Annotated in this window: 11 protein-coding genes; 8 read left to right on the top strand and 3 right to left on the bottom strand. The window is 60.8% G+C overall.

Going from position 1 to position 12,498, the window contains the following annotated elements; all coding sequences use genetic code 11:
- Positions 1–18: 18 nt before the first annotated feature.
- From leuB to leuC, 3 genes are read right to left on the bottom strand one after another with little or no spacing between them, the layout of a single operon-like run.
- Positions 19–1,098, bottom strand: a complete 1,080-nt coding sequence (gene leuB, locus IPM89_13380) for a 3-isopropylmalate dehydrogenase (GenBank protein QQS53822.1) — start codon at positions 1,096–1,098, stop codon at positions 19–21.
- Positions 1,099–1,122: 24 nt separating this feature from the next.
- Complete coding sequence (gene leuD / locus IPM89_13375; protein ID QQS53821.1) at positions 1,123–1,761, bottom strand: 3-isopropylmalate dehydratase small subunit; 639 nt, start codon at positions 1,759–1,761, stop codon at positions 1,123–1,125.
- 11 nt (positions 1,762–1,772) lie between these two features.
- On the bottom strand, positions 1,773–3,176 hold the full coding sequence (gene leuC, locus IPM89_13370) for a 3-isopropylmalate dehydratase large subunit (GenBank protein ID QQS53820.1): 1,404 nt from the start codon (positions 3,174–3,176) through the stop codon (positions 1,773–1,775).
- Positions 3,177–3,303: 127 nt separating this feature from the next.
- Between leuC and IPM89_13365 the strand changes: the two genes are divergently transcribed.
- From IPM89_13365 to IPM89_13330, 8 genes are all read left to right on the top strand, one after another.
- On the top strand, positions 3,304–4,167 hold the full coding sequence (locus IPM89_13365) for a LysR family transcriptional regulator (protein ID QQS55928.1): 864 nt from the start codon (positions 3,304–3,306) through the stop codon (positions 4,165–4,167).
- Between the two features lie 223 nt (positions 4,168–4,390).
- Positions 4,391–5,512 carry a branched-chain amino acid ABC transporter substrate-binding protein gene (locus tag IPM89_13360; protein ID QQS53819.1) on the top strand — a complete coding sequence of 374 codons (1,122 nt, stop codon included), beginning with the start codon at positions 4,391–4,393 and terminating at the stop codon, positions 5,510–5,512.
- A gap of 92 nt (positions 5,513–5,604) precedes the next feature.
- A complete protein-coding gene (gene livH, locus IPM89_13355; GenBank protein QQS53818.1) occupies positions 5,605–6,522 on the top strand; it encodes a high-affinity branched-chain amino acid ABC transporter permease LivH in 918 nt (305 codons plus the stop codon).
- Between the two features lie 6 nt (positions 6,523–6,528).
- Positions 6,529–7,788, top strand: a complete 1,260-nt coding sequence (gene livM / locus IPM89_13350; GenBank protein ID QQS53817.1) for a high-affinity branched-chain amino acid ABC transporter permease LivM — start codon at positions 6,529–6,531, stop codon at positions 7,786–7,788.
- A gap of 158 nt (positions 7,789–7,946) precedes the next feature.
- Complete coding sequence (livG, locus tag IPM89_13345; GenBank protein QQS55927.1) at positions 7,947–8,711, top strand: high-affinity branched-chain amino acid ABC transporter ATP-binding protein LivG; 765 nt, start codon at positions 7,947–7,949, stop codon at positions 8,709–8,711.
- Positions 8,712–8,713: 2 nt separating this feature from the next.
- Positions 8,714–9,415 carry an ABC transporter ATP-binding protein gene (locus tag IPM89_13340; GenBank protein QQS55926.1) on the top strand — a complete coding sequence of 234 codons (702 nt, stop codon included), beginning with the start codon at positions 8,714–8,716 and terminating at the stop codon, positions 9,413–9,415.
- Between the two features lie 149 nt (positions 9,416–9,564).
- Complete coding sequence (gene ppa / locus IPM89_13335) at positions 9,565–10,104, top strand: inorganic diphosphatase (protein QQS53816.1); 540 nt, start codon at positions 9,565–9,567, stop codon at positions 10,102–10,104.
- A 296-nt stretch (positions 10,105–10,400) separates the two neighbouring features.
- Positions 10,401–12,455 carry a sodium-translocating pyrophosphatase gene (locus IPM89_13330; protein ID QQS53815.1) on the top strand — a complete coding sequence of 685 codons (2,055 nt, stop codon included), beginning with the start codon at positions 10,401–10,403 and terminating at the stop codon, positions 12,453–12,455.
- Positions 12,456–12,498: the final 43 nt, after the last annotated feature.

The following is a 12,498-nucleotide window of genomic DNA, read 5'->3' as shown; positions in this document are numbered from 1 at the left end:
ACCCCGGCCTTCGCCTTCTCACTCCATCAGTGCCGCCACCACGGCGTCGCCCATGGCCTGGGTACCGACCGGGGTCATGCTGGACGCCGTGATATCCAGGGTGCGCAGACCCTGATCCAGCACCCGGCCGACCGCTTCCTCGATCCGTCCGGCCAGTTGCGGCTGGTTCAGGCTGTAGCGCAGCAGCATGGCCGCCGACAGGATGGTGGCCAGCGGATTGGCCAGGCCCTTGCCGGCGATATCGGGCGCGGAACCGTGAATCGGCTCGTACAACCCCTTGCCGTGGCGATCCAGCGAAGCCGACGGCAGCATGCCGATCGAACCGGTCAGCATGGCGGCACAGTCGGATAGAATATCGCCGAACAGGTTGCCGGTCACGATCACGTCGAACTGCTTGGGCGCGCGCACCAGTTGCATGGCGGCGTTATCCACATACAGGTGCGACAGCGCCACGTCCGGATAATCTCCAGCCACCCGTCCGACTACTTCGCGCCACAATTCGGAGGCTTCCAGCACGTTGGCCTTGTCCACCGAACACAGCTTGCGGTGGCGCTTGCGGGCTGCTTCGAATGCGACCCGGGCGATACGCTCGATCTCCGACTCGCTATAGCGCATGGTGTTGAAGCCTTCGCGCTCGCCGTTCTCCAGGGTGCGGATGCCGCGCGGCTGGCCAAAGTAAATATCGCCGTTCAGCTCGCGCACGATCAGAATGTCCAGCCCGGCGACGATGTCCGGCTTGAGCGCCGACGCCGTCGCCAATTGCGGGTAAAGCAGCGCCGGGCGCAGATTGGCGAACAGTTCCAGGTCGGCGCGGATCGCCAGCAGGCCGCGTTCCGGGCGCAGCGGTCGCTCGATCCGCTCCCATTGAGGGCCACCGACCGCGCCGAGCAGGATGGCGTCGGCTTCGCGTGCCTGGCGACGGGTGGTCTCGGGGTACGGCGCACCGAGTTCGTCCACCGCGCAGCCGCCCAGCAGGCCATATTCCAATACCGCATCCAGACCGTGTTCCTGACGCAGGCATTCCAATACTTTCGCCGCCTCGGCGACGATCTCCGGGCCGATGCCGTCGCCGGGCAGGACAAGAATCTTATGGGTCATGCGTGTTCACTTCCTCCGCGAAATTCAGGAAAACAGCCAGGGCGCCTGCTGGCGCCGCCGCGCTTCGTAGGCGCGGATTTCGTCGGCATGGCGCAGGGTCAGATCGATGTCGTCCCAACCGTTGAGCAGGCATTCCTTGCGAAATGGATCGATTTGGAAACCGAGCACCGCGCCCTGGGGGGTGAGCACGCTCTGCGCCAGCAAATCCACGGTCAGTCGGTAACCGGGTTGCGCCGCGACCGCCTTGAACAAGTGCTCGACCGTCTCGACGGGCAGTCGCAGCGGCAGCAGGCCCGACTTGAAGCTGTTGGTGAAAAAGATGTCGGCGAAGCTGGGCGCGATCACGCAGCGGATGCCGTACTCGTCCAGTGCCCAGACCGCGTGCTCGCGCGAGGAGCCGCAGCCGAAATTTTCCCGCGCCAGCAGGATGCTCGCCTTCCAATAGCGCGGATGATTGAGGGGAAAATCGAGATTTCTCGGTCTTTCCGAACAGTCCATGCCCGGCTCGCCGTGATCCAGATAGCGCCATTCGTCGAACAGATAAGGGCCGAAACCGGTGCGCTTGATCGATTTCAGGAACTGCTTGGGAATAATCGCGTCGGTGTCCACGTTGGCGCGATCCAGGGGGACCACCAGACCGTCGAGTCGGGTAAAGGCTTGCATCGGCATCTTCCTCAGAATATCCGCACGTCCACGAAATGGCCGGCGAGCGCCGCCGCCGCCGCCATCGCCGGGCTGACCAGATGAGTACGCCCACCCTGCCCCTGCCGCCCCTCGAAATTGCGGTTGGAGGTCGAGGCGCAGTGCTCGCCGGACAGTAAGCGATCGGCGTTCATCGCCAGGCACATCGAACAGCCCGGCTCGCGCCACTCGAAGCCGGCGGCGGTAAACACCCGATCCAGCCCCTCGGCCTCGGCCTGTTGTTTTACCAAGCCGGAACCCGGCACCACCAGCGCCTGCTTGAGGTTCGGCGCAACCTTGCGGCCCTTGATCACCGCCGCCGCCGCGCGCAGATCCTCGATGCGGCCGTTGGTGCAGGAGCCGATGAACACCCGATCCAGCTTGATCGAAGTGATCGGCATGTTCGGCCGCAAGCCCATGTAACGCAACGCCCGTTCCATACCGTCGCGTTTGACCGGGTCGCTTTCCTGAGCGGGATCGGGAATGCGTCCTCCCACCGCCGCCACCATTTCCGGCGAGGTCCCCCAGGTCACCTGTGGCTGGATTGTCGCCGCGTCCAGCGCCACGACCTGGTCGAATTCGGCATTGGGGTCGCTGTGCAGTTCGCGCCAAGCCGTGACCGCCCGATCCCACCATGCATCTTGCGGCGCGAACGGCCGGCCCTTGACGTAGGCGAGGGTGGTGTCGTCCACCGCGATCATGCCGGCGCGGGCCCCGGCCTCGATGGCCATGTTGCAGACCGTCATCCGTCCCTCCATGCTCAGCGCCTGGATGGCGTCGCCGCCGAACTCGATGGCGTAACCGGTGCCGCCGGCGGTGCCGATCCGGCCGATGATCGCTAACGCGATATCCTTGGCGGTCACGCCCGGCCGGGTCCGACCGTCCACCCGCACCAGCATCGCCCTGGATTTTTTCTGGATCAGGCACTGGGTCGCCATCACATGCTCGACCTCGGAGGTGCCGATGCCGAAGGCCAGCGCGCCGAACGCGCCGTGAGTCGAGGTGTGCGAATCGCCACAGACCACGGTCATGCCTGGCAAGGTGGCGCCCTGCTCCGGCCCCACCACATGAACGATGCCACGGCGGGCGTCGCCGATGGGAAAGTAGCGCAGACCATGGGCGCGGGCGTTGGCATCCAAGGTCTCGACTTGCAGGCGCGACACCGGATCGGCGATGGTGGTGAAACCGGGATCGGTCGGGGTGTTGTGATCGGGCATGGCGACCATGGATTCCAAGCGCCACGGCCGGCGGCCGGCCAGTTGCAGGCCCTCGAAAGCCTGCGGCGAAGTGACCTCGTGCACCAGGTGACGATCAATGTAGAGCAGCGCCGTACCGCCGGCATCGGTTCGCACCAAGTGGGTGTCCCAGAGCTTGTCGTAAAGGGTCTTACCGGCCATGCCTTACCTCCCGCCTCAATATATCGTTCAGCTTAAGGCGCCTTAATGGATAATACAAATTCATATTTTTCATAATTCATATAAAATAAAAGAATCTATTGTGACCGCCAAAACGACACCCATTGCCATGGATATCGCCGGATTGCAAGCTTTCGTCACCATCGCCGACAGCGGGTCGTTCTCGCTGGCCGCCGAGCGGTTGCATTTGACGCAACCGGCGGTCAGCAAGCGGCTGGCGGCGCTGGAAGCGGAATTGGGTACGAGGCTGTTCGACCGACTGGGTCGGGTGGTGCGGTTGACCGAGGCCGGCGGCGTGCTGCTGCCGCGAGCACTGCGCATCCTGGCCGAGTTGGACGACACTGGCCGAGCGCTGCGCAATCTGTCGGGGATCGTCACCGGGCCGCTGGCTCTCGCCACCAGCCATCACATCGGCCTGCATCGCCTGCCGCCGGTCTTACGAACCTTTTCCAGCCGCTATCCGCAGGTGCGCCTGAATATGCGGTTCATGGATTCGGAACTGGCCGGGGCGGCGGTGCTGCGTGGCGAGGTGGATCTGGCGGTCATTACCCTGCCGCCACGGCTTGAAGCGCCACTGGAAGCGTTGCCGCTTTGGCCGGACCCGTTGATTGCGATTGCTTCGCCCGCGCATCCACTGGCGGAGCCGATCACCGTCACACCGGAAAGATTGAGTCAATATCCCGCCATCCTGCCGAGCGAGGCGACCTTCACCCGGCGGATCATTGAGGAGGGTCTGGCGCGGCTGGGGGTGATGCCGCTGGTGGCATTTTCCACCAACTATTTGGAAACCATAAAAATGATGGTGGCGGTTGGGTTGGGTTGGAGCATACTGCCACGCACCATGCGTGATGAGGAATTGATCGAACTGAACGTTGACGGGTTGCGGCTGGAACGCAGCTTGGGGGTGGTACGGCACACGGGCCGCACTCTGTCGAACGCCGCCCGGGCGATCCTGGACACTTTGCGGGAGTGATGCCACCGGCGGGGAGAAAGGGTTTGCGTAAGGGCCGCGCGACTTTGATTGTCGCGCTGGATGCCCTGGCCTCTTTTCGCCGTCTCCGGCGTCGATTTTTCCATGTCGGCTTGTTCTCTCTGGGAATTTAGTTAATTCTTTAAGCGCTTAAAGACAAACGCCCATCCGTGGCGGATTCGGTCGAACCCATTGAAGCCATCATCACGAGGAGAGGAGTCGCTTGATGAACACCTTCAGCCGTAATGTTCTAAGTGCCGCCGTCGGCGCGGTCGTTCTGGTTTTGGGCGGGGTAGCGCAGGCCGCCGATACCATTAAGATCGCCGTGGCCGGCCCGATTACCGGCCCGGTTGCCCAGTACGGCGACATGCAGATGATGGGTGCCCAGATGGCGGTTGAGCAAATCAATGCCAAGGGCGGCGTCAACGGCAAGCAGTTGGAAGCCGTGTTGATGGACGATGTCTGCGAGCCCAAGCAGGCGGTTGCCGTCGCCAACCAGATTGTGAATGACAAGATCAAATATGTGGTCGGTCACCTGTGTTCCGGTTCGACCCAGCCGGCCTCCAAGCTGTACGAGGACGAAGGCATTCTGATGATCACCCCGGCGGCCACCAACCCGGATATCACTCACCAGGGCTACAAAATGGTATTCCGCACCATCGGTACCGATGACCAGCAGGGACCGACCGCCGGAAAATACATCGCTGAGCAGATCAAGCCCACAAACATGGCGGTGATCCATGACAAACAGCAGTACGGTCAGGGGATTGCCGAGGAAGTCAAGAAAACCGTCGAGGCCAAGGGTGTCAAGGTGGCCCTGTTCGAAGGCGTGAGCAAGGGACAAACCGATTTTTCCGCGCTCTGCACCAAAATGAAAAGCGCGAATGTCGATTTCGTTTATTACGGCGGCTACCACCCGGAACTGGGCCTGATTCTCCGCCAATGCCGGGAGCAGGGCTTTGATGCGGGATTCATGGGACCCGAGGGCGTCGGCAACAAGGATATCAGCGCCATCGCCGGTCCAGCCTCGGAAGGGTTGCTGGTCACGTTGCCGGCTGATTTCAGCGCCGACCCGGCCAACGCCAACCTGGTTAAGGCCTTCAAGGACAAGAGCCAGGATCCTACTGGCCCCTTTGTGATGCCCTCCTACTCGGCGGTGCAAATTATCGTGGACGCGATCAAGGGTGCTAAGACCGAAGATCCGGTCAAACTGGCTGACTATATCCGCAAGCACAGCTTCGACACGCCGATCGGCAAGGTGGCCTTCAAGGAGAACGGCGACCTGAAGGAATTCCAGTTCGTAATCTTCGAGTGGCACGCCGACGCGACCAAGACGCCGGTCAAGTAACTGTTCAAGGCAGCATGGGTTTCCAGCCTGTGTTTGAACGGGCTGGAAACCCATGCTACATCGCCCGCCCAGCGCCCACATCCGGTTACTCCATGCTCGAATTCTTTCAGCAGGTCATCAACGGCCTGACCTTGGGCAGCATCTATGCCCTGATCGCCATCGGCTACACCATGGTGTATGGCATCATCGGTATGATCAATTTCGCTCACGGCGAGATTTACATGATCAGCGCCTATATCGGGTTGCTCACCATCACCGCACTCACCGTGCAATTCGGCGTAGAGACGGTTCCCCTGATTTTACTGTTCACCCTGGTGGTCAGTATTGTGATTACCAGCGCCTATGGTTGGACCATCGAGCGGGTGGCCTATCGACCGTTGCGCGGCAGACCCCGCTTGATACCGTTGATCTCAGCGATTGGTATGTCCATCTTTCTGCAAAACTATGTACAGATCGGCCAAGGCGCCCGGGATTTATCCATGCAACCGCTGATCAGCGGCGGCTGGCGATTTGGCCCCGAAGACGGTTTTCAGGTCTATCTGTCCTATATGCAGGTGTTGATCGCCGTCGTGACCGTGGTTTTCATGACTGCACTGACTCTGTTCATCGCCCGTTCGCGCCTGGGGCGAGCCTGTCGCGCCTGCTCTCAGGATCTGACGATGACCAACCTGCTGGGTATCGATACGAACCGGGTGATTTCCCTGACTTTCGTGTTGGGCGCGGCCCTGGCGGCAGTCGCCGGAGTGCTGATCAGCTTGTATATCGGCAAGATCAACCCCTTCATCGGCTTTGATGCCGGTATTAAAGCCTTCACCGCGGCTGTGCTGGGCGGCATCGGCAGCATTCCCGGCGCGATGCTGGGGGGTATAATTCTAGGGTTGTCGGAAAGCTTCGCCTCGGCCTATCTGCTTACCGAGTACAAGGATGTGGTGGCGTTTAGCCTGTTGGTGTTGGTGTTGCTGTTTCGTCCGACCGGGTTGCTGGGCAAGCCTGAGATCGAAAAGGTATAAACAGCGATGCCCAGACACTTTTCCGAGGCGGCGCTGGTCGCCCTGTTGGCCGGATTGCTCACAGTACCGATTCTCGGTATTCAGATTCAGGTCGAAGGCATCGACGTCTCCCTGGAAGGGGACCCACGGCCGGTATTGCTGGCCATGGCGGTGGTGTTTGTGGTGCGACTGCTTCAGGTTCCCTTGAAAGCGGCTTCTGGTCTGATGCACATCACCCGCCGATTACCCCTGCCGACCCATGTACCGACGGCCTATCGTCCGTTTTTACTGGCCCTGGTCATCGTTGCCGCCGCGATCTGGCCATTTACCGCCTCGCGGGGTTCGGTCGACATCGCCACGCTGGCGCTGATCTACATCATGCTTGGCTTGGGCCTGAATGTGGTGGTGGGTTTCGCCGGGCTGCTGGACTTGGGTTACGTAGCCTTTTACGCGGTGGGCGCCTATGGCTACGCTCTGCTGTCGATGCATTTCGGCCTGTCCTTTTGGGAGTGTTTGCCGCTATGCGTGATCATGGCGGCCACCACCGGTTGCTTGCTGGGGTTTCCGGTCTTGCGACTGCGCGGTGATTATTTGGCTATCGTCACCTTGGGCTTCGGCGAAATCATCCGCCTGCTGCTGAACAATTTGGATCATTTAACCGGTGGGCCGGATGGAATTGGCAATATTCCCAAACCGACCCTGTTTGGCCTGGAATTCGCCCGCCGGCCAAGCGTCGAAGGAGGAGCCACTTTTCATGAGTTCTTCGGCCTCGATTACAGCGGCGCTGACACCGTGGTCTTTCTCTACCTGGTGGCGCTGGTGATGACCCTGTTGATCCTTTATGTGATTAACCGCTTGATCCGCATGCCAGTGGGACGGGCCTGGGAGGCTTTGCGGGAAGATGAAATCGCCTGCCGCTCGCTGGGCTTGAATCCAACCACCATCAAACTCTCCGCATTCGGTTTCGGGGCGTCGACCGCCGGTTTCGCCGGTGCGTTCTTCGCGGCTCGGCAGGGCTTCATCAACCCGGAATCCTTTACCTTCATCGAATCCGCCATTGTCTTGGCCATCGTGGTGCTCGGCGGCATGGGTTCCCAAATCGGGGTCATTCTGGCCGCCATCGCCCTGACCGCGCTGCCGGAGATTGCCCGGCAGTTCGCCGAATACCGCATGTTGATCTTCGGCCTGGTGCTGGTGCTGATGATGATCTGGCGACCCCAAGGCTTGTTGCCGGCCGCTCGGCCCCGGCTGGAGTTACCGGTACGCGCGGAAGATTCCAATGAGTAATACCGTTTCTGAATAGAATTGAGCTGTTAGCCCAGCATCCAGGCTCATTGTTGGGCAACGCTGCGCTTTTGCCCAACCTACGACCTACAGGCAATAGCGTAAAATCTATGCAGAATTGGTATAAGGTGACTCCTCTCGCCACGCCCATTACCGCGCCGATGGGTTCCTTACTGCAAGTCCGTCATCTAAGCATGCGCTTCGGCGGGCTGCTGGCGGTGGATAATGTTCAGTTCGATGTGCGTCGCCACCGGGTTTTTGCCGTTATCGGCCCCAATGGCGCGGGTAAGACCACCGTTTTCAACTGCATCGGTGGTTTTTATCGACCGACTTCGGGAACCGTGCTGCTGGACGGTGAATCCATTCAGGGGCTGCCCAGTCATCGCATTGCCCGGCTGGGGCTGGTACGCACTTTTCAGAACGTGCGGCTGTTCAAGAACATGACCGTGGTCGAAAACCTGCTGATTTCCCAGCATACGCAACTGGAAACCCGGTTTTTGCGCGGTTTGTTTAAAACCCCCAAGTATCGTCGCGCCGAGGCCGAGGCGCTGGAACGGGCGGCGTTCTGGCTGGAAAAAGTCAATTTATTGCCGGTCGCCAATCGTGAGGCCGGCAATCTCGCCTACGGTCAGCAACGGCGGTTGGAGATCGCCCGCTGCATGATTACGCAACCCAAGTTGCTGATGCTGGACGAGCCGGCGGCGGGCCTGAATCCGCAAGAGACCCGCGATCTGGATCGGCTGATCAATGAGTTGCGCGCCGAACATGATGTGGCGGTGCTGTTGATCGAACATGACATGAGTCTGGTCATGGGTATTTCCGATGAGATCCTGGTCATGGAGTACGGCCGGCCGATCGCCACCGGTACGCCGGATGAAATCCGCAGCGATCCACGGGTGATCAAGGCCTATTTAGGGGAAGAGTGATGATGTTGAAACTGGACAGCGTCCACACTTTCTATGGCCAAATCGAGGCGCTCAAGGGCGTGTCGCTGGAGGTGCATCCCGGCGAAATCGTCACCCTGATCGGCGCCAACGGCGCCGGCAAAAGCACCCTGCTCATGACCATCTGCGGCTTGCCGCGGGCGACGAACGGCAGTGTGATCTTCGAAGGGCAGGACATCACCTGCAAGCCGACCCACGTCATCATGCAGTGCGGGCTGGCGCTGGTGCCGGAAGGGCGGCGTATTTTCTCCGGGTTGACCGTGCGGGAAAATCTGCAAATGGGCGGCTTCTTCGCCGACAAGGCGCGGCTGGAGACCGATCTGGAGCGGGTATTCACCCTGTTCCCCCGGCTCAAGGAGCGTCGTGGCCAGCGCGGCGGCACCTTGTCCGGCGGCGAGCAACAGATGCTGGCGATCGGTCGCGGCCTGATGAGTCGGCCCAACCTGCTGCTGCTGGATGAGCCCTCGTTGGGGCTGGCGCCGATCATCATCGCCCAGATTTTTCAGATTCTGAGGGAAATTCGCGAGGAGGGCGTGACCATTTTTCTGGTCGAGCAGAACGCCCACCGCGCCCTGCAACTGGCCGATCGCGGCTACGTACTGGAAAACGGCCGCATCGTGTTGGCCGACACCGGCGCCAACCTGCTGGCCAACGATGAGGTTCGCAAAGCTTATCTGGGCGGTTGAGCGCCTGGAGCCGGTGTCGCAAGCCGACCATGCCGTCGCCCGTCGCCCACGCGTGCTAGGCGGCGTCCATGCTGCCAAGTATCCGGCCTTGTTGTAGTATAAGCGCCCTTCCTTCCATCAATTCAGCATGACTACAAAAGGCAAGTTCCATGATTCTGGACAGAGTAGGTGCCGGTCACAATCTCCCGGACGAGTTCAATGTCATCATTGAAATCCCCGCACATTCCGATCCGGTGAAGTACGAAGTGGACAAGGAATCCGGCGCGCTGTTCGTGGACCGCTTCATGAACACCGCGATGCATTACCCCTGCAACTACGGTTACATTCCCAATACCCTTTGCGAGGACGGCGATCCGCTGGACGTGTTGGTAGTGGCTCCGTTGCCGGTCATCAGCGGTTGCGTGGTGCGCTGTCGGCCGCTGGGCGTGCTGAAAATGACCGATGAAGGAGGGGGAGACGCCAAGTTGCTGGCGGTACCCATCAAACAGGAATGCGCTCTGTACGACCACATTGAGTCGGTCGAACAGATGTCCAAGGCACAGTTGAATCAGATCGCCCATTTTTTCCAGCACTACAAGGATCTCGATACCGGCAAATGGGTTCGCCTCGATGGCTGGGGTGGTCTGGAAGAGGCCAAGGCCGAGATTTTGAAGAGTGTGGATCTCTATGGCCAGGGAAAAGACAAGTAAAGCGCGAACCCTTTTGTGGGCGTCCGTCACCGCCGCGCGCCGCGCGGTCGCAACGGGCCGAGCGTTGATGGTCGCCGATGATCGAAGCTGTATGTTATGGTTATCCTTGACCTATTCTTAGGGAAGTGTGAAAGGCCGTTCTGGATTCCTCCACCCGATGACTTGGACATGGTGTCGCGTCCAAACCGGGTTTCGGGATTCGCCCGGCCGGTCGCGCGAATAAACGAACAAATATCGCACAATAATTGGGAGAATATCATGCGGATACGTTATTCACACCCTGGAGGAACCTTGTCATGGCGGCGATAGGATTGATCATCGCGTTAGTCTGCGCTATCGGCGCGCTCGTCTACGGCGTCCAGTCGGTTAAATGGGTATTGGCCAAGGACCCCGGCAGTGCCCGGATGCAGGAAATCGCCGCCGCCGTCCAGGAAGGCGCCAGCGCCTACCTGAATCGGCAGTACACCACCATCGCCATCGTGGGCGTGGTCATTGGCGTGGTCATCTTTTTCACCTTGGGCGCATTGTCGGCCATCGGCTTCGCCATCGGCGCAATTTGTTCCGGTGTGGCCGGTTACATCGGTATGTACGTCTCGGTGCGCGCCAATGTCCGCACCGCGCAAGCGGCCCATGATGGTCTGAACGCGGCCTTGCAAGTGGCGTTTCGCGGCGGTGCGATCACCGGCATGCTGGTGGTCGGCCTCGGTCTGCTCGGCGTCGCCGGATATTACGTCATCTTACTGCTGATCAACTCAGCGCCCGACCAACTCCCTGATCTCGGCCCGCTGGTTGGCCTGGCCTTTGGCAGTTCGCTGATCTCGATCTTCGCCCGTCTGGGCGGCGGCATCTTCACCAAGGGTGCCGACGTCGGCGCCGACCTGGTCGGCAAGGTCGAAGCCGGTATCCCCGAGGACGATCCGCGCAATCCGGCGGTCATCGCCGACAACGTGGGCGACAATGTGGGCGACTGCGCCGGCATGGCCGCCGACTTGTTTGAGACCTACGCGGTGACCATCATCGCCACCATGCTGGTCGGCAGTCTGATGTTCACCGGAGACTCCACCCAGAACGCCATTATCCTGCCGCTGGTCATGGGCGGTGTGTCGATCATCGCCTCGATCGTCGGCACCTTCTTTGTCAAGGCCCGTGAAGGCGAAAAAATCATGAACGCCCTGTATCGCGGGCTGGCAGTAGCTGGTGGTATCGCCGCAGTGGCCTTCCTGCCCGTCATCTTCGTGCTGATGGGCGGCCAGAACCCCTGGGGCCTTTACGGTTCGGCACTGGTCGGTCTGGGCTTGACCGCAGCGATGGTAGTTTTCACCGAGTACTACACCGCTACTGAGTTCAGCCCGGTGCAAAAGCTCGCGGAAGCCTGCACCACCGGTCACGCCACCAACATCATCGCCGGTCTGGCGGTATCCATGAAAGCCACCGCCCTGCCAGTGCTGGCGGTCTGCCTGAGCATTGGTCTGTCCTACTCTTGGGCCGGGTTGTACGGTATCGCCATTGCCGCGACCTCGATGCTGTCGATGGCCGGCATCATCGTCGCCCTGGATGCCTACGGACCGATCACCGACAACGCCGGCGGCATTGCCGAAATGGCGGACATGGACGAGAAGATTCGCGGTATCACCGACCCGCTGGATGCGGTGGGCAACACCACCAAGGCCGTGACCAAGGGTTACGCCATTGGTTCGGCGGCGCTGGCGGCGCTGGTGCTGTTCGCCGATTTCGAGCATAAATTGGCGCTGGCGCACATTAAGGTCAGTTTTGAACTGACCGATCCGGTGGTGATCATCGGTCTGTTCATCGGCGGCATGATCCCGTTCCTGTTCGGAGCGATGGCGATGGAAGCGGTCGGTCGCGCCGCGGGCAGCGTCGTGGTCGAAGTGCGCCGGCAGTTCCGCGAAATCCCCGGCATCATGGAAGGCACGACCAAGCCGGATTATTCGCGGGCGGTGGATTTGCTGACCAAGTCGGCGATCAAGGAGATGATTGTGCCGTCGCTGTTGCCGGTGCTGACGCCGATCGTGGTAGCGTTCGGCATGGCGTGGCTGATGGGTCCCGAGGCCGGTCCGAAAGCCTTGGGTGGCCTGCTGATGGGTACCATCGTGACTGGCCTGTTCGTGGCGATTTCCATGACCGCTGGCGGCGGCGCCTGGGATAACGCCAAGAAGTACATCGAAGATGGCAACTTCGGTGGCAAGGGTTCGGAAGCGCATAAGGCTTCGGTCACCGGCGACACCGTCGGCGATCCCTACAAGGATACCGCCGGTCCGGCGGTCAACCCGCTGATCAAGATCATCAACATCGTCGCGTTGCTGATCGTGCCGTTGCTGGCCGCCATGTAGGGGGTTATGCAACACGGGCTTCCCGCCCGTGTTGCAACGGGCG

The organism is Candidatus Competibacteraceae bacterium (assembly GCA_016699715.1).
Lineage (GTDB): Bacteria > Pseudomonadota > Gammaproteobacteria > Competibacterales > Competibacteraceae > Competibacter.
This window is presented reverse-complemented; position numbering and strand designations above follow the sequence as displayed.